General features: G+C 73.0%; 15 protein-coding genes and 1 pseudogene. 10 read left to right on the forward strand and 6 right to left on the reverse strand.

Going from position 1 to position 21445, the window contains the following annotated elements; genetic code table 11:
* Positions 1-136 precede the first annotated feature (136 nt).
* A complete protein-coding gene (locus HW837_RS26820) occupies positions 137-3070 on the forward strand; it encodes a helix-turn-helix transcriptional regulator (RefSeq protein ID WP_193381736.1) in 2934 nt (977 codons plus the stop codon).
* Between the two features lie 54 nt (positions 3071-3124).
* On the opposite strand, the gene HW837_RS26825 is transcribed toward HW837_RS26820, so the two are convergent.
* The 4 genes from HW837_RS26825 to HW837_RS26840 form a co-directional block, all read right to left on the reverse strand.
* Positions 3125-3823 (reverse strand): ATP-binding cassette domain-containing protein, encoded by a 699-nt coding sequence (locus tag HW837_RS26825; RefSeq protein ID WP_193381735.1) that lies wholly within the window; start codon positions 3821-3823, stop codon positions 3125-3127.
* Positions 3820-4908 carry an ABC transporter ATP-binding protein gene (locus HW837_RS26830; RefSeq protein ID WP_193382699.1) on the reverse strand — a complete coding sequence of 363 codons (1089 nt, stop codon included), beginning with the start codon at positions 4906-4908 and terminating at the stop codon, positions 3820-3822. The genes HW837_RS26825 and HW837_RS26830 overlap by 4 nt, the downstream gene beginning before the upstream one ends.
* Position 4909: 1 nt before the next feature.
* Positions 4910-6679 (reverse strand): ABC transporter permease subunit, encoded by a 1770-nt coding sequence (locus tag HW837_RS26835; RefSeq protein ID WP_237270409.1) that lies wholly within the window; start codon positions 6677-6679, stop codon positions 4910-4912.
* Positions 6680-6810: 131 nt separating this feature from the next.
* Entirely contained in the window at positions 6811-8301 is a 1491-nt protein-coding gene (locus HW837_RS26840) for an ABC transporter substrate-binding protein (RefSeq protein WP_045562448.1), read from the reverse strand.
* Positions 8302-8464: 163 nt separating this feature from the next.
* On the opposite strand from HW837_RS26840, the gene HW837_RS26845 reads away from it, so the two are divergent.
* On the forward strand, positions 8465-9046 hold the full coding sequence (locus HW837_RS26845) for a DUF4240 domain-containing protein (protein WP_193381733.1): 582 nt from the start codon (positions 8465-8467) through the stop codon (positions 9044-9046).
* A gap of 91 nt (positions 9047-9137) precedes the next feature.
* Here HW837_RS26845 and HW837_RS26850 read toward each other — a convergent pair whose 3' ends face one another.
* A complete protein-coding gene (locus HW837_RS26850) occupies positions 9138-10358 on the reverse strand; it encodes a PucR family transcriptional regulator (RefSeq protein WP_196789553.1) in 1221 nt (406 codons plus the stop codon).
* 107 nt (positions 10359-10465) lie between these two features.
* Here HW837_RS26850 and HW837_RS26855 point away from each other — a divergent pair, with 107 nt between their 5' ends.
* The 3 genes from HW837_RS26855 (at position 10466) to HW837_RS49670 (ending at position 13534) form a co-directional block, all read left to right on the forward strand.
* Positions 10466-11392, forward strand: a complete 927-nt coding sequence (locus HW837_RS26855; protein ID WP_045562445.1) for a proline dehydrogenase family protein — start codon at positions 10466-10468, stop codon at positions 11390-11392.
* 51 nt (positions 11393-11443) lie between these two features.
* Positions 11444-13075 carry an L-glutamate gamma-semialdehyde dehydrogenase gene (gene pruA, locus HW837_RS26860; RefSeq protein ID WP_045562444.1) on the forward strand — a complete coding sequence of 544 codons (1632 nt, stop codon included), beginning with the start codon at positions 11444-11446 and terminating at the stop codon, positions 13073-13075.
* A gap of 327 nt (positions 13076-13402) precedes the next feature.
* Positions 13403-13534: a hypothetical protein gene (locus tag HW837_RS49670; protein WP_005479955.1), complete on the forward strand. Its 132-nt coding sequence runs from the start codon at positions 13403-13405 to the stop codon at positions 13532-13534.
* A gap of 85 nt (positions 13535-13619) precedes the next feature.
* Here the strand turns inward: HW837_RS49670 and HW837_RS26865 are convergent, their stop codons facing one another.
* A complete protein-coding gene (locus HW837_RS26865) occupies positions 13620-15227 on the reverse strand; it encodes a purple acid phosphatase family protein (RefSeq protein WP_045562443.1) in 1608 nt (535 codons plus the stop codon).
* 142 nt (positions 15228-15369) lie between these two features.
* Between HW837_RS26865 and HW837_RS26870 the strand changes: the two genes are divergently transcribed.
* The 5 genes and pseudogenes from HW837_RS26870 to cimA all read left to right on the forward strand — a co-directional run bounded on the left by HW837_RS26870 (position 15370) and on the right by cimA (position 21305).
* Positions 15370-16413 (forward strand): 3-isopropylmalate dehydrogenase, encoded by a 1044-nt coding sequence (locus HW837_RS26870; protein ID WP_045562442.1) that lies wholly within the window; start codon positions 15370-15372, stop codon positions 16411-16413.
* A gap of 260 nt (positions 16414-16673) precedes the next feature.
* Complete coding sequence (locus HW837_RS26875) at positions 16674-17762, forward strand: branched-chain amino acid aminotransferase (RefSeq protein ID WP_045562441.1); 1089 nt, start codon at positions 16674-16676, stop codon at positions 17760-17762.
* Between the two features lie 138 nt (positions 17763-17900).
* A pseudogene (locus HW837_RS48895) lies at positions 17901-18005 on the forward strand (transcriptional regulator); the annotation flags it as partial.
* A gap of 185 nt (positions 18006-18190) precedes the next feature.
* On the forward strand, positions 18191-19372 hold the full coding sequence (locus HW837_RS26880) for a TolB-like translocation protein (protein WP_193381731.1): 1182 nt from the start codon (positions 18191-18193) through the stop codon (positions 19370-19372).
* Positions 19373-19700: 328 nt separating this feature from the next.
* Complete coding sequence (gene cimA / locus HW837_RS26885) at positions 19701-21305, forward strand: citramalate synthase (protein WP_045562439.1); 1605 nt, start codon at positions 19701-19703, stop codon at positions 21303-21305.
* The last annotated feature ends 140 nt before the right edge of the window (positions 21306-21445 follow it).

A 21445-nucleotide genomic window follows, 5' to 3' on the forward strand; every position in this document is an offset into this window, starting at 1 on the left:
TCCCATCCTGAAGGGGCTGCGCCCCTTCGACCCCCATACGTCCCTCCGGTGGGAACTGCGCGAGAAGCCCCACCCACCCGCACCCGACAACGCACCGCACCCCGGAGGGCGTGCGTGGGCGTGCCAGGATGGCGGCGTGGCTCAGAGCATCGTTCACGCGCCGTTCGTCGGGCGGGACACAGAGATGGCCCGGCTGCGGGACGTGCTGGACCGGGCCGGCGGGGGTGAGCCCCGGGCCGTGCTGGTCGCGGGGGACGCGGGGGTCGGGAAGAGCCGGACCCTCGCGGAGGCGGCGGCCTACGCGACGCGCAACGGCACCGTCGTGTTCACCGGCCACTGCGTGGACCTCGGCGACGTCGGTCTGCCCTATCTGCCGTTCACCGAGATTCTCGGCGCACTGGCCGCGGACGAGCGGTTCGCTCCGCTCCTTCAGGCGCACCCGGCGACCGGCCGCCTCCTCGGCGGCGGAGCGGACGGCGGGGACCGGCTCCAGCTCTTCGAGGGCGTCGCCGCGCTGCTGACGGACCTCACGAGCACGACGCCCGTCCTGCTCGTGCTGGAGGACCTGCACTGGGCCGACCAGTCCTCGCGGGACCTGCTGCGCTTCCTGCTCAGCCGGGCCGTGCTCCAGCGGCCCACCCCCGGCGCCCCGGTCCACCGGCTCGCCGTCTTCGCCTCGTACCGCGCGGACGATCTGCACCGTCGCCACCCGCTGCGCCCCCTGCTCGCCGAGCTGGTGCGGCTGCCCGCCGTGGAACGGCTGGAGCTGAGGCCGATGCCGGACACGGAGGTGGCCCGGCTGGTGCGCTCGCTGCGCGCCGAGCCGCTGCCCGAGGCCACGGTGGGCCGGATCGTCGAGCGGGCGGAGGGCAACGCCTTCTACGCCGAGGAGTTGCTGGCCGCGACGGCGGACGAGCCGGGCGCGGTGCTGCCGAGCGGGCTGGCCGATGTGCTGCTGATCCGGATCGAGCAACTGCCCGGCGCGGCCCAGCAGGTGCTGCGCACGGCGGCGGTCGCGGGCCGCAGGGGCGAGCACGACCTGCTGCGTGACGCCGTGCAACTCCCCGACGACGAGCTGGAGTCGGCGCTGCGCGAGGCGGTCGGCCGCCAACTGCTGCTGCCGGGCGAGGGATCGACGTACGAGTTCCGGCACGCGCTCACCCGGGAGGCCGTCTACGCGGATCTGCTGCCGGGCGAACGGGTCCGGCTGCACGGGGTGTTCGCCAAGCTGCTGGCCCGCAGGGGGAGGGCGGGGGAGAGCGCCGAGCGCGCCCACCACTCACGCGAGAGCCACGACCTCGCCGACGCGCTGACGGCGTCCGTCGAGGCCGCCGACCACGCGCACGGCGTCGGGGCGCCCGCCGAGGAACTGCGGCAGCTGGAGGGCGCACTGGAGCTGTGGTCGTCCGTGGACGCCGGGGCCCGGCCCCGGGACCTGGACACGGTGACCCTGACCCTGCGCGCCTCGGCCGCCGCCGCGCGCGCCGGGGAGAACCACCGCGCGGTCTCCCTCTCCCGCTCGGCACTCGCCGGAGCGGGCCCGGACGCCGACTCCGAGCTGGCCGCCCGGGTGCGCTACACGCTCGCCGGTGACCTGATGCGCGTGGACCATCTGGAGGCCGCGTTCCGGTACAGCAGCGAGGCGCTGGCGATGATCCCGGTCGAGCCGCCGTCCCGTACCTGGGTGTGGGCGGCGGCCACGCATGTGATGGCGGCGCGGTACGTGGGGCAGGACGAGGAGGCCGGGCGGGTGGCCGGGGAGGCGCTGGACGTGGCCGAGCGGCTCGGGCTGGCCGACGCGCGGGCCGACCTGATCATCTCCGTGGTGGGCCTCGACCCCCGGACCAACCGGCGTACGGCGCCGGGCCGGGCGCGGCTGTGTGACGCCCGTGACCTGGCCCGTGGCGCGGGGAACGTCCCGGTGGAGATGCGGGCCCTGTTCAACCTCGCCGTCGGCTGTTTCGAATCCGGCGACCTCGACGCGTGCCGGGCCTGGCTCGCCGAGGGGCTGGAGCGGGCGGGCCGCGCGGGCCTGCTCTCCTCCCCGTATCCGGTGGAGATGCGCTACCTCCACTCCCTGTGCCTCTACACCCTGGGCCGCTGGGACGAGTGCGTCCGCTCGGCCGCCGACGCCGACCGGCTGCCCGCCGACGCCGGATACGCGGTCGGTCCCGCCCTGTACGTCGCCCTCGCCCGGGGCGACGAGAGCGCGGTCGACCGGGCACGGGCGCTCCTGGAGGGGCGCTACGACTTCATGGCGGCCCTGGTCGCGGGCATCACCCTCGCCGAGGCGGCGCTCCTGCGGCGCGATCCCCACGGCGCCGTCGCGCAGTTCCGCAAGAGTGTCTCCCTCCTCACCGAGCAGGTCGGGGCCCGGCCCGACGCGACCGTCCGGCTCGCCGCCCTGGCGCTCGGGGCGGTCGCGGACGCGGTGGCCGAGCGGCGGTCGGCCGGGGACGAGGAGGAGGTGCGGCGCTGGGCCGCCACGGGGGAGGAGCTGGTGCGGGCCGCGCGGGACACAGCAGCCGTGGGGGAGGACGGCGCTGGGCAGGGGCCGGAGGGGCTGGCCTGGCTGGCGCGGGCCGAGGCGGAGTGGACGCGGGTGCGGACCGGTCCCGAGGTGGAGGTCTGGCGCCGGGCGGTGGACGCGTTCGCGTTCGGCGATCCGTACGAGTCGGCCCGGGGCCGGCTGCGGCTGGCGGAGGCGCTGCTGGCGGCGGGGGCGCGGGAGGAGGCGGCGGCCGAGGCCCGCGTGGTCGCGGAGACCGCCGACCGGCTGGGCGCCGTGCCGCTGCGGGCCGCCCTGGACGCGCTGGTGCGGCGGGGGCGGTTGGGCGAGGCGCAGGGCAACGGGGACGTGCCCGCCCTCACCGCGCGGGAGAGCGATGTCCTGCGGCTGCTCGCGCTCGGCCGCACCAACCGGCAGATCGGCGAGGAGCTGTTCATCACCGGGAAGACGGCGAGCGTCCATGTGTCCAACATCCTGGCCAAGTTGGGGGCGGCGAGCCGTACGGAGGCGGTGGCCATCGCCTACCGGCAGGGGCTGATCACCACCGGCTCGCCGACCTGACCCACGGCTCGGCTCCGAGGACGCGTTGCCCGCGCGGGACCGGGGCGGCGTCGCCTAGACCGCGGTGGACCCGTCCGGTACGAGCCGCCCGGCGCGCATCTCGATCGAGCGGTCCGCGAAGTGGCGTACGACCGCGCGGTCGTGGCAGATGAAGAGGTACCCGAGGTTCAGCTCGTCCTGGAGGTCGGCGAGCAGGTTGAGGACGCCGGCCCGGACGGAGGGGTCCAGGGCGGACACCGGCTCGTCGAGGACCAGCAGACGCGGCTCGGACGCCAACGCCCGTGCGATGCCGACCCGTTGGCACTGACCGCCGGACAGCTCGTGCGGGAAGCGGTCGCCGAGGGCCGGGTCCAGACCGACCCGGTCCAGGAGCCCGGCGACCCGGTCGGGGCCGGTGGCGTCCCAGCGGCCCTGCACGCGCAGGGGTTCCGCGACCGCCTCGCGGACGCGGTGGCGGGGGCTGAGCGAGCCGTACGGGTCCTGGAAGACCGGCTGCATACGGGGCCGGAGCGGGCGCAGCTCGCGTTCGGAGAGCGACGTCAGCTCCCGTCCCTCGAAGCGGACCTCGCCGCCGTCCGGGCGGCGCAGCCGGAGCACGGCGGCGACCGTGGAGGACTTTCCGCAGCCGGACGGGCCGTTCAGCGCCACGGTCTCGCCCGCGGCCACCGTGAAGGACACCCGGTCGACGGCGGTGACCGGGCCGTAGCGGACGACCAGGTCGCGCACGTCGAGCAGGGGGGTCTGCGGGTTCACACGCGCTCCAGGAACAACTCGGTCGCGGGGTGCGGGACTTCGTCCCAGCGGTGGCAGGAGACCTCATGGCCGTCCCCGGCCGCCCACGGCCGCGGTTCCTCGCGGCGGCAGCGGTCCTCGACGAGCGGACAGCGCGGGGCGAACGCGCAGCCCGGCGGGCGGGCGTCGGGGGCGGGAGGGGACCCGGGGATGGAGGGCAGCCGCCGGCGACGACGACCGGCGGGGCGCGGACGGTGGCCGCTGCCGCTGCCGCTGCCGCTGCCGCTGTCGTCGTCGTTGCCGTGGTCGTCGGCGTCGTCCGGTGGCAGCGACGCCAGCAGGCCCGCCGTGTACGGCGCGCGGGGGCGGCACCACACGGTCGCCGCCGGGCCCTGTTCGACCTGGCGTCCGGCGTACATGACCAGCACGCGGTCGGCGTGCTCCCGGACCACTTCCAGGTCGTGGGTGACCAGCACGAGCGCGGCACCGACGGCCTCCCGCTGTGCGGCGAGGACCCGCAGCACCTGTTCCTGGAGTTCCGCGTCGAGCGCGGTCGTCGGCTCGTCGGCGACCACCACGTCCGGTTCGTTGATCGTCGCCATGGCGATCACGGCCCGCTGGCGCATCCCGCCGGAGTACTCGTGCGGATACGCCCGCGCCCTGCGCCCGGCGTCGGGGATGCCCACCCGATCGAGCGCGTCGACCGCCCGGGCACGGGCCTCCTTGCGCGAGACGCGCGCCACCGACCGTACGGCCGCGGCGAGTTGGTCGCCCACGGGGTGCACGGGGGAAAGCGCCGACAAGGCGTCCTGGGGGACCAGGGCGATACGCCGGCCGCGCTGGGCGGCGAGGTCGGTCTCCCCGCGCAGCCGTACGGTGCCGCTGCTCGTCGCGCCCTCGGGCAGCATCCCGAGCAGCGCCCGGGCCGTGAGGGACTTGCCCGCGCCCGACTCGCCGACCAGGGCGAGCACTTCGCGCGGCCGCACGTCGAAGGACAGCCCGCGCACGGCCTCGACCCCGCCGAACGCGACCCGCAGCCCGCGGACCGAGAGCAGGACGTCGGAGGCGGGCGGCGCGTCCCCAGGCGGCGCGTCCGTGGGCGGCACGTCAGACCTCGGTTGCGGCTTCAACGGATGCCTTTCCCTTCGTACGGTGCGTTCGGCCGGGAGTGCGCGTGCGCCGCGCGCCCGTCCTCGACCGTGCGTACGCCGCGCCCGACACGGCGAGAGCGGCCAGCAGGGCGAGGGCGACCGCCGGTGCCAGGGCCGCCCACGGGGCGCGTTCCACGTACGCGCGGGACTCGTCGAGGAGCAACCCCCACTCCGGCGTGGGCGGTTGGGCCCCGAGGCCCAGGAAGCCCAGTGAGGCGAGGGCCAGGGCGATGCCCGGCAGACGCAGGACGGCGTGGCGGGCGACGGGGGCGGCGACCGACGGGAGGACATGCCGGGTGAGGATCCACCACGGGCTCGCGCCGATGGCCCGTTGGGCGGTCAGGAACGCGGACGCACGGACCTCCTGCACCAGCGCCGCCGCGTGGGCGGACAGGGCGGGCCAGGAGATCAGGGCCACGGCGAGGGCCGCGCCGCCCGTGCCGGGGCCGGCCGCCGCGGCGACGAGGATGCCGACGATCACCGGGGGCAGCGCGTTGGCGATGTCCGCCGCGCCCGCCGCGACCCGGGGCAGGAAGCCGAGTGCCAGGGAGACGAGCAGGCTCAGCGCGCAGACCGCCGCCGCCGTGCCGACCGTGGCGGCCGCGCCGTGGCCGAGGCGGGCCAGGACGTCACGGCCGAGCCCGTCCGTGCCGAGCGGGTGCACCCAGGACGGCCGGAGGAGACGAGCGGTGGTGTCCACGGCGTACGGGTCGCGCAGCAGACCCCAGCCGATGGTGACGAGGAGGACGGCCGCGAGGGTCAGCGGTATCGCGGGGTGGGCGCGGACCGGCCGGGCCGGCGGCAGGGTGAGGCCCGCGTCGCGCAGCGCCGGGCCGAGGAGCCGGCGCCGGACGAGGGCGGCCAGGGCGCCCGCGACCAGGCCCAGGGCGAGGAGGGCGAGGACCGCGCCCTGGAGGAGGGGGAGGTCCTGGGACTTGGCCGCGCCCAGTGCGGTACGGCCGATGCCGGGCACCGCGAAGACCGTCTCCACGGCGACGGCGCCGCCGGTCAGGCCCACGGCGGCCATGCCGAACTGCGGTACCAGGGGCGGCAGTACACGGCGCAGCGCGGCCGCCGAGACCCGGGCCCGGCCGACGCCCGCGCCCCGCCACAGCTCGACCCAGCGTTCGTCGAGCACGGCGGGCAGCGCGTCCGCGACCAGGCGGCCCAGCAGACCGCCGGCCGGGACACCGAGGGCGATCGCGGGCAGCACCAGATACTCCGGGCCCGCCCAGCCGGACGTGGGCAGCCAGCCCAGCCAGACCCCGCAGACCAGCAGCGCCACCGTGGCCAGCAGGAACTCGGGGACGGCGGCGAGCATCGCGGCGAACGCGCCGGCCGACCCCCGGCCCCGGACGAGGACCGGGGCGATCAGTGCTCCGGCCAGCACGAGCGCGACGGCGAAGGCGGTGCCCATCAGGGCGAGGGAGACCTGGAGGCCGGAGACCACCGAGGGCAGGACGTCCGTGCCGGACACCCATGAGGTGCCGAGGTTGCCGCGCACCAGCCCGGAGGCCCAACTGCCCAGCAGGGACAGGGGACCCGAGCCCAGGCCCAGGTCCTCGCGTATCGCGGCCAGCGCCTCGGGGGTCGCCTCCTGCTCGGCCGACCGGGCTCGCAGCACGGTCAGCGCGGGATCACGGCCGGACAGCCACGGCAACAGACCGACGACGGCCAGCACACCGAGAAGACAGCAGAGACGGGTCAGCCCGGCGGCCCCGACCAGCGCCCTGGCGAACCGCCGCGCCCGCCCGGTCCCGCTCACTCCGGCCCCTCGAGCCCACCGAACGGCCCCGACCGCCTCGGCGGCGCTTCGGACGTCGCGTGTTCCGGCGGTCGGTTCGCCTGCGGACGTGCTCATTTGATGTACGTGTCCGCCGTGACCAGTTCCCGCTCGCGCGGGTCGTGGGCCGCGTCCACGACTCCGGACGCGTCGCCCTGGATGACGCGCTCGTGCAGCATCGGCACGGCCGCGTCGGTGGTGAGGACGGCGGCCTCCGCGTCGATGACGGCCCGGCGGCGGGCGTCACCGGCGGCGGCGTCGGCGGCCCGGTCGAGGGCCGTGTCGACGGTCTTGTCGGCGAGCTGGGAGATGTTGAAGGAGCCGTCGGAGGCGAAGTCGCTGTAGAGGTACGCGGCCGGGTCGCCGGAGTCGAGGACGGTCGCCCGGGAGAGGATGAAGGCGTCGAACTCGCCCGCGAGCGCGTCGGACTCGATGTTGGCGTACTCGCGCACGTCGAGCTTCACCTTGAACCCGGCCTTCTGCAGCTGCTGTTGCAGCGTCGCGGCGACCTCGGGCAGCTCGGCGCGGTCGGTGAAGGTGCCGATGGTGATCGACTTTCCGGACGGGTCACCGGCCTTGGCGCGCTCGACCGTCGAGCGCAGGTCGGCGGCCCAGGGCAGCGCCGGCCCCAGCAGTCCCTTCGCCACGTCGGCGCGCCCCTCGTACACGCCCTCGACGATCGACTCGGCGTCGACGGCCTCGCGGGCGGCGGCGCGCAGCGAGGCGTCCTTGAACACGCCCTTCTCGGTGTTCAGATAGAGGGTGTTGGTGCGCGGCATCGGGACCTCGGTGATCAGGTCCTGGTCGAGCACGGCGGCCTGCGACACCGGGACCGCCTCGACGATGTCGGCCTCGCCGCTGCGCAGGGAGGCCGCGCGGGCGGTGCCGTCCGGCACGAACCGCACGTCGATGCCGGGGGCCTTGGCCTTGTCGCCCCAGTAGCCGTCGTAGCGGTCGAGGGCGGCGGATGCGGTGCCGTTGACCTCGGTCAGCTCGAAGGGACCGGTGCCGGCGCCCAGCGGGTTCACCGTCTTCCCCTTGTACGCCTTCGCCGCGAGGATCGACAGCTGCGGTGAGCTGAGGCGCTGCGGGACCAGCGGGTCCTCGACCGCCGTGGTGACGGTGACGGTGTCGCCGTCGGCCTTCGCCGTGAGGTCCACGCCGTCGAGGATGCGGGGCTTGGGGGAGGCGGTGGCCGCCTCGGTGAGGGAGTTGACGACGGCCTCACCCGTCAGCTTCGTACCGTCGTGGAAGGTCACGCCCTCCCGGATGGTGAAGGTCCACTTCTTGCCCGAGCGCTTCCACTCGGTGGCGAGCGCGGGCTGTGCGTCGCCCTCCGCGTTCAGCTTCACCAGGGTCTCGGCGGTCGACCAGCGCGACAGCTTGAACGCGTCGTCGGAGAGCGGGGACAGGCCCGAGCGGGGCGGCTGCATCATCGCGATCCGTATCCGCTTGCCCTCGCCGCCCGCCTCCTCGGGGCCCGCTGCCGAGAAACAGCCCGTGAGCAGGGCCGAGGTCGCGGTGGTGACCGCGGTGAGCGGGACGAAACGGGCCGGGACGCGCACGGGACACTCCGAGTAAAGGCGTGGTCAAAGATTCAACGTGCCTGACCGTAGCACGATGACAATCATTTTCAGAAGCGTGGTTTTGCGCCACCACGATGCCGCCACGCGACCCCGAACACACAGGCCGGAGGGTGTTGTCAGTGCCCCCTGTCATGGTGGGGCCGTGGACGACGAGACCTTCTGGGACCTGATCGAGGGCTGCCGCCGGGCGGCGGCCGGCCCCGACGAGCGGCTGGAGTGGCTGCGCGAGCGGCTGGCGGGCCGCACCGAGCCCGAGATCCTGGGGTTCCAGGCGGGCCTGGACCGGGTGTTGACCCCCACCCTCACCTGGGACCTGTGGGGCGCCGCCGACCGGATCATGGGCTGGTGCTCCGACGACAGCTTCTTCTACTTCCGGCTCTGGCTGGTCGGCCTGGGCCGGGAGGGGTTCGACAGCGTCGTCCGCGACCCGGACGCCCTGGCCGACGTGCCCGCCGTGCGGCGGCTCGTGGGCCGCTCGCCGGACGTCTGGGACGAGGACGAATGGCTGGAGTGGGAGGAGTTGGACTACGTCGCCGAGGGAGCCTACGCACGAGTCACCGGCCGCGCGGCGGACGACTTCTACGCCGCCATGGAGAGCCTCGGCGGTGACGACGACGAACTCGCGGACCCGGCCGGCGCACGCTGGGACGCCCGCGAGGACGCCGAGTCGCACCGCCGTCTGCCCCGCCTCAGCGCGCTGTTCCCGCTCCCCGCGGCGAGTTGACGCCCGCCGGCTCTCCCGTCGAGCCGACGCTTACCGGCTCTCCCGTCGAGCCGACGCCTGCCGAAGGCCTCATGGACGCTCCCCAAAGGCCTTAGAGCCGGGCGCCCTTCAGCGCCATGTGCAGCAGCAGGCGGTCCTCGCCGTCGGTCAGGCGCAGGCCCGTGAGCTGCTCGACGCGGGAGAGGCGGTAGTAGAGGGTCTGACGGTGGATGCCCAACTCGGCCGCCGTCCGCCCGGCTTGGCCCGCGTGGTCGAGGAAGGCCTCGGCGGTGCGGGCGAGTTCACGGTGGGCGGGGGTGAGGAGGGTGCGGACGGCCGGGTCCTGGGGGAGGCCGGGAGGCAGCGAGGTCAGCAGCCGGTACGGGCCGATGGAGCGCCACTCGGCGATCGGACCCAGCCGCGGCTCAGCCAGCGCCGCCCGGGCCGCCGCCGAGGCCTCCCGCCAGTCGGTGCCCAGTTCGGCGAGGCCCGCGCGGGCCCCCGAGACCCCCGCCGCCGCGTGCGCGCCCGCGCGCTCCAGCAGCCGGGCGGCCGCCGTGAGCGCCGGGGCCGGCACGTCCGCCGAGCGCAGCCGCACGAGCAGGGCGAGGCCCTGGTCCGCCTCGTCCCACGGCACCGTGCACAGGGCGGTCGCCCCCGGCACCGTACGGAAGGAGGGGGCGTCGTCGGGGTCGGCGGACGGCCAGGGCGCCACGCACACGAGCGTGTGGACGCCGTCGCCGCGGGGGCCGAGGGCCGCGCGCAGCTCCGCCACGGCCATGTCGCGCTCCCAGTCAGGCCCGGCGGTGAGCACCGCGCGCAGCTCCCGGGTGAGGTCGGCGCCGGCCTGGGCCTCGTCCGCGAGGAGGGCGCCGATGCGGGAGGCCACCGCCATGGCGGCGGACAGCTGGGCGTCGGTCGGGCCCGGGTCGCCGTCCAGGAGCCAGACGTAACCGAGGACGACCCCCCGATGGCGTACCGGGAGACAGACCCGCCCCCGGAGCACCCCGGCCTCCGGCGTCGGGGGGATCCGGACCGGGCCCGTCGCGCGGGTGATGCCGAAGCCCTCGAACCACTCCCGTACCGCCGTCGTCGAGCGGCGGGTCAGGATCGAGCGGGTGCGGACCGGGTCCAGGGCCGAGGGATCCAGCTCGCCCTCGCTGTCGTAGGCGCCGAAGGCGATCAGCTCGAAGTCGCGGTTCTCCAGCGTCGCCGGGGCGCCGAGCAGCGCGGAGATCTCGTCGACGAGGTCCTGGTAACCACCCAGGGGGCGGGGCGATGCGGATTCCGGCGTCACGCGGGCATTCTTCCGCACGGACCGGCCTTCATACATCTGTCTGAGATCTGCGGCACGGATACGTGACAGCTGTCGATGGTCGGCGAACGGAGGGATCCTTAGGTTTCACGGTGGTTCTATCTGCTGGTCTGTGGAGGTGCCCCGTGCTGGGTCCCGTGATTCTCGCCGCGTCGCGCAGCGACCGGATGCGACGTCTGATCTCGGCGGCGCCCGTGACCAAGCAGGTCGTCGACCGCTTCATCCCCGGTGAACGCGTCGACGACATCGTCCCCGTCATCCGTGAGCTCACCGGCCGCGGTCTCGAGGTCACGATGGACGTCGTCGGCGAGGACATCACCCGTCCGGAGCAGGCCGCCGCCGCCCGCGACGCCTATCTGGAGCTGATCGACCGGCTGAAGGAGCTGGAGCTCGGCGAGCGCGCCGAGATGTCCGTGAAGCTCTCCCTCTTCGGCCAGGCGCTCGCCGGCGGCCACGAGCTGGCCCTGGCCAACGTCCGCCCGGTCGTCGAGGCCGCCGCCGCGATCGGCACGACCGTCACGCTCGACGCCGAGGACCACACCACCCTCGACTCGATGTTCGCCATCCACGACGAGCTGCGCCGGGACTTCCCGCAGACCGGCTGCGTCATCCAGGCCTATCTCTTCCGCACCGAGGCCGACGCCCGCCGCCTGGCCGCCGCCGGCAGCCGGGTGCGGCTGGTGAAGGGCGCCTACAAGGAGCCCGCCGACGTGGCCTTCCAGCAGAAGGCCGAGATCGACCACGCGTACGTCCGCGTCCTGAAGATCCTCATGGACGGCGAGGGGTACCCGATGATCGGGTCCCACGACCCGCGCCTGATCTCCATCACCCAGGAACTCGCCCACCGCGCCGGACGCAAGCTCGACGAGTACGAGTTCCAGATGCTGTACGGCATCCGCGGCGACGAGCACCTGCGGCTGGCAGCCGAAGGGCACCGGATGCGGGTCTACACCGCGTACGGCACCGACTGGTACGGCTATTTCATGCGCCGCCTCGCGGAGAAGCCCGCCAACCTGCGGTTCTTCCTCCGCGCCATGGTCAGCAAGGGCTGAGCCCCACACAACGGCTCGCCACACACCGCTCAGTTAGGAGTTACGGAACCCATGGACGCTGTGACCCAGGTCCCCACCCCCGTCAACGAGCCGGTGCACGGCTACGCCCCCGGCTCGCCCGAGCGTGCCCGGCTGGAGGTCAAGCTGAAGGAGCTGGCCGAGAACCCGATCGACCTGCCGATGACCATCGGCGGCGAGAAGCGGATGGGCGGCGGCGACCGCTTCGACGTGGTGCAGCCGCACAACCACAAGGCCCGCCTCGGCACCTACGCCGACGCGACCCGGCAGGACGCGCAGGACGCCATCGACGCGGCCCTCGCCGCCGCGCCCGCCTGGCGGGCGATGTCCTTCGACGACCGCGCCGCGATCATCCTGCGCGCCGCCGACCTCCTCGCCGGCCCCTGGCGCGAGACGCTGGCCGCCTCCACCATGCTCGGCCAGTCCAAGACCGCCCAGCAGGCCGAGATCGACTGTCCCTGCGAACTGGTCGACTTCTGGCGCTTCAACGTCAAGTACGCCCGTGACCTGCTCGCCGAGCAGCCCCCGGCCAACTCGCCCGGTGTGTGGAACCGCCTCGACCACCGTCCGCTGGAGGGCTTCGTCTACGCGATCACGCCGTTCAACTTCACGGCCATCGCGGGCAACCTGCCGACCGCCCCGGCCCTCATGGGCAACGTCGTGGTCTGGAAGCCGAGCCCCACCCAGACCCACGCCGCCGTGCTGCTCATGCAACTGCTGGAGGAGGCGGGCCTGCCCAAGGGCGTCATCAACCTCGTCACCGGCGACGGCATCGAGGTGTCGAACGTCGCCCTGGAGCACCGCGACCTCGCCGGGATCCACTTCACCGGTTCGACCAAGACCTTCCAGTACCTGTGGAAGACGGTCGGCGCGAACATCGAGAAGTACCGGTCGTACCCGCGCCTCGTCGGCGAGACCGGCGGCAAGGACTTCGTGGTCGCGCACCCGAGCGCCGACCGTGCCGTGCTCAAGACCGCCCTCACCCGCGGCGCCTTCGAGTACCAGGGCCAGAAGTGCAGCGCGACCTCCCGGGCCTACATCCCGGCGTCGATCTGGAACTCCGGGTTCAAGGAGGAGTTCGCCGCCGAGGTCGAGTACCTGACCATGGGTGACGTCACCGACCTGTCCAACTTCATCGGCGCGGTCATCGACGAACGCTCCTTCGCCAAGAACAAGGCCGCCATCGACCGCGCCAAGTCCGACCCGACCTGCACGATCGTCGCCGGCGGCTCCTACGACGACTCGGTCGGCTACTTCGTCCGCCCGACCGTCGTCGAGTGCGCCGACCCGGCCAACGAGGTCTTCACCACCGAGTACTTCGGCCCGTTCCTCGCCGTGCACGTCTACGAGGACGACCGCTACGAGGAGATGCTGACCCAGATGGAGTCGGTGTCGGCCTACGCCCTGACGGGTTCGGTCGTCTCGGGCGACCGCGCGGCCACCGCGTACACGATGGACAAGCTCCGCTACGCGGCCGGCAACTTCTACGTCAACGACAAGTCCACCGGCGCCGTCGTCGGTCAGCAGCCCTTCGGCGGCGGCCGTGCCTCCGGCACCAACGACAAGGCCGGCGCCCCGCAGAACCTGATGCGCTGGACCCTGACCCGCGCCATCAAGGAGACGCTGGTCCCGCCGACCGACTACACGTACCCGCACATGGGCTGACACCGGCCACCGTCGCGGCGCCCGGCCCCTCCCGTCATGGAGGGGCCGGGCGCCGCCGCGTTCGGGGAGATCGAGGAAACCGCAGGTCAGTGGGGTGTGACCCATTCCACCGTCTCAGATAGTAGGAAGTCCGACTAATTGTGGAGACAGATGCGCTCCGCTCACCTAGCTTTGTAGGAGCCGAACGTCTCGCTCGATCCAGCGAATGGCGGTCGTGAGCCGGAGCCCTAGGCAGGCAACCCCTGCGGCCCCGCTCCCCGCCCCTTCCGGCGTCTCGTAACCCTCCCGTTTCCGTACTCCGGATTGCCTCGAAGGAGTCGATTCCCCATGGCCGAGACGACCGTCCGCCGCCGAGTCCGTCACGTTTCCCGGACCACCGAGTCCGACCGCAAGAACGCCGCAGCCGCTCTGCAGCGCGCCCTCGACCGCCGGGACAACGGCGGCTCCACCGGGCACTGAGCCGCCCGCGCGCCGGGCACTTCGGTGCCCCCTCCAGCCGGGAGCCGCACCCGTTCGGGGTGCGGTGCGGCCGTGAGCGGACGTCTCACGCGCCGCGCCGCACCTCGAAGTGGTCGACCCGGTCGCCGTTCTGCGCCAGCGCCGACACCTTCAGGGCCGGCCGCGCGCCGCCGACCGCCTCCACCGAGAGCAGCGAGAACCCCCGGTAACGCACCCGCGACCACTCCACCGTCTCCGTCTTCGCCCTGCGGGACTTCGTCCACGCGAACGTCTCGACGGCGTCGTGACGGGTCACATGTCCCTCGTAGCTCTCCTTCACGCCGGACGGGAAGCCGTACAGATCCCGTCCGCCGCCGCCCGCCGTGACGTACACCGTCCCGTCCCGGGTCGGGTCGGTGGACGCGCCCACGGGCACCGGCCTGCCGACCTCGCCGTCCTTGACGGCGTCGGTCCGCTCGTAGACGTGGTTGTGGCCGTTGATCACCAGATCCACCTGGTGCTTCGCGAACAGCGGCAGCCACGCGTCGCGGACACCGCCGTCGGAGGCGTGCGAGGAAGTCGAGTAGACGCAGTGGTGGAAGAAGACGACGACGAAGTCGACGCCCTTCGCGGCCCGCAGCTCCTTCAGCTTCGCGTCCAGCCACTCGGTCTGCCGGCCGCCCGAGTAGCCGAGGTTGGCCGGGATCTCGTACGAGACGTCGTTCGCGTCCAGCGCCACGAAGCCGACGTTGCCGTAGGTGAAGGCGTACACCCCCGGCGCCGAGCGGGGGTCGAAGCCGTTGTCCGGGAGGGACCAGCGGGCGAGCTGACCGCCGTAGCCGTCCGGTGAGTACCAGGCCTCCATGTCGTGGTTGCCGGTCGTCACCATCCACGGCACGGACCTGGCCACCGGCTCGTTCTGCTTCAGGAACAGGTCCCAGAACCCGGGGTCGTAGCCGTCCGACTCCACCCCCTTGCCGTTGCCGTCGGCGTAGCAGATGTCGCCGGCGTGCAGGTGGAAGGCGGGCTTCTGGCGGACGATCAGGTTGTCGTTCGCCGCCGCGGCCTTGCCGACGCCCTGGTCGCCGAACGCGGTGAACACGAACGTCTCCGGTGCGGCGGGCGCCGTGCGGAAGGTGCCGATCGTGGAGCGGTGGGCCGGGGCGGCCGGGTCGAAGCCCTCGTGGCCGACGCCGTAGTAGTACGTCGTGCCGGGACGCAGGCCGTCCAGGGCCGCGTGCAGGTAGTACTGCTCCAGCTCCAGCCGCACGCCCTTCACCCCCGGTGTGTGCAGGTCGCGGACCTCCGCCTCGACCTTCCGGGTCAGCTCCTCGGGCTTCAGGCCCACCCGCAGATACGGCTTCTTCACCGCGAGCGGCACCTGCCAGGAGACCCGCATCTGTGTCTTCGGGTCGGCGCCGAACGCCAGATGACGGCCGAAGGGGGTGACGGCGGAGCCGGGCGCCTTGGAGGTGGCGGGGGAGGGGGCTGACGTCGTCGCGTTCGGCGAGGCCGACGAGTCGGAGCCGCCGCAGCCGGTCAGCACCCCGCCTGCGGCAAGGGAGCCCGCCGTCACCAGGGTGCGGCGCCGCGACAGCTTCGTGCGCAGGTACTCGTGCTGCTCGGCCATGCTCATCCGGCGCGCGAGCTGCGGCGGGATGCCGAAGTCGAGGACGGGGGGTCCGGGGGGTGTCCCCCTGGAAGGGTGGGTCATGCTGTCGAACTTCCCAGCGAATCCCAACACCCGCCCCCCGTACGGGTGAACGCGTGGTGACGTGTGGGCAGCGTCACCCGACCGGGCGTCCGTATCGCGGACAGCCCGTGTCATCCCGTGGGACAAGGAGTACGGTGCCGTCATGTCTCGCAGCCTCAATCTCGCAGTGATCCCCGGTGACGGCATCGGTCAGGAAGTCGTGGCCCAGGGGCTCAAGGTCCTCTCCGCCGTCCTTCCGCAGGATGTGAAGCTGGAGACCCAGGAGTACGACTTCGGCGCCAAGCGTTACCACGCCACCGGTGAGACCCTCACCGACGCCGACCTCGACGCACTGAAGCGGCACGACGCGATCCTGCTCGGCGCGATCGGCGACCCGAGCGTCCCCTCCGGGGTCCTGGAGCGCGGCTTCCTGCTCAAGCTCCGCTTCGCCTTCGACCACCACGTGAACCTGCGCCCGTCGAAGCTGCTCCCCGGTGTCGCCACCCCGCTCGCCGGTGAGCCCGAGATCGACTTCGTCGTGGTCCGCGAGGGCACCGAGGGCCCGTACACCGGCAACGGCGGCACCATCCGCAAGGGCACCGAGCACGAGGTCGCCACCGAGGTCTCCGTCAACACGGCCTTCGGCGTCGAGCGAGTCGTGCGGGACGCGTTCGCCCGCGCCCAGGCCCGCCCGCGCAAGAAGCTCACCCTCGTCCACAAGAACAACGTGCTGACCTTCGCCGGTCACCTGTGGACGAACATCTTCAACAAGGTGGCCGAGGAGTTCCCCGAGGTCACCACCGACTACATCCACGTCGACGCGGCCACGATCTACCTGGTCACCGACCCGGCCCGGTTCGACGTGATCGTCACCGACAACCTCTTCGGCGACATCATCACCGACCTCGCCGCGGCCGTCTCCGGCGGCATCGGCGTCGCGGCCTCCGGCAACATCAACCCCTCCGGCGAGTTCCCGTCCATGTTCGAGCCCGTGCACGGCTCGGCCCCGGACATCGCCGGCCAGGGCAAGGCCGACCCCTCCGCCACGGTCCTCTCCGTCGCCCTGCTCCTGCGCCACCTCGGCTATGAGGCCGAGGCCGCCCGCATCGAGGAGGCCGTCTCCGCCGACCTCGCGGAGCGCGTCGGAAAGCCGGCCCGTTCGACGGCCGAGATCGGCGACGCCCTCGCCGTACGAGTAGCCGGCTGACCCGCCGCGCCACTCGAATCCTTCGAAGCCGCCGGGTCGCACCAGCACCCGGCGGCTTCCGCATGGCTTCCCCATGGTCCCGCCGGGTGTCACCATCATCCCTGGGTCGCATTCACGCCGTTTTCGTCCGCCGACTCCGCTTGCGATAATCGAACGCGGAGCCGCCGAATGAGGCAATGCTCGGACGTCCTAGCACTCGCCACCGGCAGTGCGGGCGTGAGCGCGGCCCGTCACACACAACCGGTGAAGGACAACCACTCATGACGACGCCCACGATCGAGCTCAAGCCCTCGGCCTCGCCACTTACCGACGCACAGCGCGAGGCGGTCCTGGCCGACCCCGGGTTCGGCCGCCACTTCACCGACCACATGGTGGTCATCAAGTGGACCGAGGGCCGTGGCTGGCACGACGGCCAGCTCGTTCCGTACGCGCCGCTCTCCCTGGACCCGGCCACCATGGTCCTGCACTACGCGCAGGAGATCTTCGAGGGCCTGAAGGCCTACCGGCAGCCGGACGGCTCCGTCGCCACCTTCCGCCCGGAGAAGAACGCCAGGCGCTTCCAGGCCTCCGCCCGCCGGCTCGGCATGCCGGAGCTGCCCGTCGAGACCTTCATCGAGGCCTGTGACGCACTGGTGCGGCAGGACCAGGCCTGGGTCCCGGCCCACGGCGGCGAGGAGTCCCTCTACCTGCGCCCCTTCATGATCGCCACCGAGGTCGGCCTGGGCGTCAAGCCGGCGAACGAGTACCTCTTCCTGGTGATCGCCTCCCCGGCCGGCGCCTACTTCCCCGGCGGCGTGAAGCCCGTCTCCATCTGGGTCTCCGAGGACCACGTCCGCGCGGTGCCCGGTGGCATGGGTGACGCCAAGACCGGCGGCAACTACGCCGCCTCCCTCCTCGCCCAGGCCGAGGCGGCGGCCGAGGGCTGCGCCCAGGTCTGCTACCTCGACGCGGTCGAGCGCAAGTGGGTCGAGGAACTCGGCGGCATGAACCTGTACTTCGTGTACGGCGACCGCATCGTCACCCCCTCCCTCACCGGCTCGATCCTGGAGGGCGTCACCCGTGACTCCCTGCTGACGGTCGCCGCCGACCTCGGCTACGCCGCCGAGGAGGGCCGGATCTCCATCGACCAGTGGCAGGCCGACTCCGAGAGCGGTGCCCTCACCGAGGTCTTCGCCTGCGGTACGGCCGCCGTCATCACCCCCGTCGGCACGGTCAAGCGCACCGGCGCCTCCTGGCAGCAGTCCGGCGGCGAGCCCGGCCCCGTCACCCTCAAGCTCCGCGAGGCGCTGCTGAACATCCAGCGCGGCACGGTCGAGGACAAGCACGGCTGGATGCACGAGCTGGGCTGACACCGCCCGTAGTTTTCCGGGGGCCGCCGGAACTCTTCGAGGCCGCCCGAAGTCCACCAGGGCCGCCGCGGACACCGCGTCCGCGGCGGCCCTGCCGCGTCCTCGGGCAGCGACATTCAGAGTGCCGCTCAATCGCGCCTGCTCGACGGGTTCTCCATCCATGTGGCCATCGGACTGCGGGGCACGGACCGCGACCAGATCCTGTCCCCCGTACGGGAGTTCCTCGACGAATCACTGGGGTGAGGGCGACACGCGAACCTCCGGTCGGCCCCCGCGTCCTCGCGGTGCCCCGTCACGGCCACGCCGTGGTGTTCACCCCCCTGGGTGGCGGCGGGGTCGCCCACGCCACCAACCCCGTCGCGGCCGTGTTCACCCGACGGGGCCGCTGACCGCCGGTCCCACGGACCAGTGCACAGGGGGACCAGACCTTGTACGCCCGCACACGCACCGCGCTCGCCGCCGCCCTCGTCGCGGCGGCCGTCGCCCTGACCGGGCCGGCCTCGACCGCCGCGCCCGGCGCTCCGCGCACCGAACCGATCAGCGTCACGCCCGGAGGGAAGGCGGGGGACAGCGCCTCGGAGCACGTGGTCATCAGCCGCGACGGCCGCCACGTGGCCTTCTCCTCCACCGCCACGGACCTCGTCCCGGGCAAGCCGGGCGGCGTCTTCGTCCGCGACCTGCGCACGGGGAGGCTGGAGCGCGTCGCGGCCGGCGCCGCCCCGGCGATCAGCGCCGACGGACGGTACGTCGCCGTCGGCAGCACCTTCCGACTGCACGACCGCCGCACCGGCCGCATCGAACGCCTCGACACCGGCCTCCCGGACGGGTTCACCCCTTCCGGGGAACTCTCCCTCAGCGCCGACGCCCGCTACGCCGTCTTCGTCGCCTCGGCCGACGAGGGCCACGTCGTCTTCCTGCGCGACCGGGACCGGGGCACCACCGAGCGGATCAGCCACCCGAGGCCGACCTGGGAGCCGCGCGACGCCTTCGCCCCGACCGTCAGCGACGACGGCGAACGGGTCGTCTACCAGTACACCTACGCGAACGGGCCGCGCGGCGACGACTGGGCCGACATCTGGATGCTCGACCGCGCCACGGGCGAGCGCACCCGGATCGACCGCTCCCACGACGGCTCCCCGACCGAGCGGGAGTCCCTGGAACCGTCGATCAGCGGCGACGGACGCACGGTCGTCTTCGAGTCCCGGGACACCCGTCTCGTCCCGAACGACCGCGACGGCAGCTGGAACGTGTTCGTGCACACCGTCGCCACCGGCAAGAACCGGCGGCTGCACGCCGCCCACGGCGGACCGCGCAACGCCCACACCCGTAACCCCGCGGTCAGCGCCGACGGGCGCCACGTCACCTTCACGTCATGGGTGGAGGAGCCGGGCGGCGGTTCGCGGCACCCGGTCCACCTGCGGGACCTGAAGCGGGGCACCACCGTCCTGCTCACCCCGGACCCCACCGGCGGCACGGCCACCGCGTCCGTCGAACCGGGCGCGATCGCCGACGGCGCCGGCCGGGTCGCCTTCACGTCCGGGGACCCCGCCCTGATCCCGGGCGGCGACACCAACGACGCCCTGGACGTCTTCGTACGCCACACACGGTGACCACGAGGTGATCAGCGCGCTGTTCGCATCCTGAGACGGACGGTGAGCACGGGGACGGTCTGTGCCAGACTGCCCCCGTGCTCTCGTTCGCCATGATTATTGGCAGCAGGCGCGCCGGTCCGCAGTGACCGCCACGTACGACCAGGTACGGGCGGACACCGTCGTCCTCGACCCGCGCGCAGACCTCTCGCACCCGCGAGGGGTTTTTCGCTTTTCTGGCCCACCTTCAGCCGGGAGCGCAGCGCGAGGGACCATTGGGGGCGGTGGAGCCGGTCATTCCGGTACAGACCGAGATCCAGCGGGATCCAACAGCAGGAGCCTTGACACCATGACGGAAACCAGCGAACTCGACGACTCGTTCCACGTCTTCGACACCACCCTGCGCGACGGTGCCCAGCGCGAGGGCATCAACCTCACCGTCGCGGACAAGCTGGCCATCGCACGGCACCTGGACGACTTCGGCGTCGGCTTCATCGAGGGCGGCTGGCCCGGCGCGAACCCGCGCGACACCGAGTTCTTCGCCCGCGCGCAGCAGGAGATCGCCTTCAAGCACGCCCAGCTGGTCGCGTTCGGCGCCACCCGCCGCGCGGGCGGCAAGGCGAGCGAGGACCCGCAGGTCAAGGCGCTGCTGGACTCCGGCGCCCCGGTGATCACCCTGGTCGCGAAGTCCCACGACCGTCATGTGGAACTCGCCCTGCGCACCACCCTCGACGAGAACCTGGAGATGATCCGCGACACCGTCTCCCACCTGCGCGAGCAGGGCCGCCGGGTCTTCGTCGACTGCGAACATTTCTTCGACGGCTACCGGGCCAACCCCACGTACGCCAAGGCCGTCGTCCGCGCCGCCGCCGAGGCCGGCGCCGACGTGGTGATCCTCTGCGACACCAACGGCGGCATGCTCCCCGCCCAGGTCCAGGCCGTCGTGGCGACCGTCCTCGCCGACACCGGCGCCCGTCTCGGCATCCACGCCCAGGACGACACCGGCTGCGCGGTCGCCAACACCCTGGCCGCCGTCGACGCCGGCGCCACCCACGTCCAGTGCACCGCCAACGGCTACGGCGAGCGCGTCGGCAACTCCAACCTCTTCCCGGTCGTCGCCGCCCTGGAGCTGAAGTACGGCAAGAAGGTCCTCCCCGAGGGCGCCCTGCGCGAGATGACCCGGATCTCCCACGCCATCGCCGAGGTCGTCAACCTCACGCCCTCCACGCACCAGCCGTACGTCGGTGTCTCCGCCTTCGCGCACAAGGCCGGCCTGCACGCCTCCGCGATCAAGGTCGACCCGGACCTGTACCAGCACATCGACCCCGAGCAGGTCGGCAACACCATGCGGATGCTGGTCTCCGACATGGCCGGCCGCGCCTCCATCGAGCTCAAGGGCAAGGAACTGGGCGTCGATCTCGGCGACGACCGCGAACTGGTCGGCCGGGTCGTCGAGCGCGTCAAGGAGCGCGAACTGCGCGGCTACACCTACGAGGCCGCCGACGCCAGCTTCGAGATCCTGCTGCGCGACGAGGTCGCCGGCAAGCCGCAGCGGTACTTCCGCACGGAGTCCTGGCGGGCCATCGTCGAGGACCGCCCCGACGGCAGCCACGCCAACGAGGCCACGGTCAAGCTGTGGGCCAAGAGCGAGCGCATCGTCGCCACGGCCGAGGGCAACGGCCCCGTGAACGCGCTCGACCGCGCTCTGCGCGTCGCCCTGGAGAAGATCTACCCGCAGCTCGCGAAGCTGGAGCTGGTCGACTACAAGGTCCGCATCCTGGAGGGCAAGCACGGCACCAACTCCACGACCCGGGTGCTGATCTCCACGACCGACGGCACGGGCGAGTGGTCCACGGTGGGCGTGGCCGAGAACGTGATCGCCGCGTCGTGGCAGGCGCTGGAGGACGCGTACACGTACGGGTTGCTGCGTGCGGGGGTCGAGCCGGCGGAGTAGGTCCGGGGGTGGCCAGGTGCACCGCCGGGTGCGGGTGAGTGGGGGTTGCCCACGCAGTTCCCCGCGCCCCTGAAAAGCACGGGCTGCGCCCCGTGCTTTTCAGGCCCGCGGGGCCGTAGTCTTTCAGGCCCGCAGGGGCC

The organism is Streptomyces caniscabiei (assembly GCF_014930365.1).
Lineage (GTDB): Bacteria > Actinomycetota > Actinomycetes > Streptomycetales > Streptomycetaceae > Streptomyces > Streptomyces caniscabiei.

Coding starts and splice junctions, on each gene's coding strand:
- HW837_RS26850 (WP_196789553.1), bottom strand. CDS start 10,358: ATGTATGAAGGCCGGTCCGTGCGGAAGAATGCCCGCGTGACGCCGGAA.
- pruA (WP_045562444.1), top strand. CDS start 11,444: ATGGACGCTGTGACCCAGGTCCCCACCCCCGTCAACGAGCCGGTGCAC.
- HW837_RS49670 (WP_005479955.1), top strand. CDS start 13,403: ATGGCCGAGACGACCGTCCGCCGCCGAGTCCGTCACGTTTCCCGGACC.
- HW837_RS26865 (WP_045562443.1), bottom strand. CDS start 15,227: ATGACCCACCCTTCCAGGGGGACACCCCCCGGACCCCCCGTCCTCGAC.
- HW837_RS26870 (WP_045562442.1), top strand. CDS start 15,370: ATGTCTCGCAGCCTCAATCTCGCAGTGATCCCCGGTGACGGCATCGGT.
- HW837_RS26875 (WP_045562441.1), top strand. CDS start 16,674: ATGACGACGCCCACGATCGAGCTCAAGCCCTCGGCCTCGCCACTTACC.
- cimA (WP_045562439.1), top strand. CDS start 19,701: ATGACGGAAACCAGCGAACTCGACGACTCGTTCCACGTCTTCGACACC.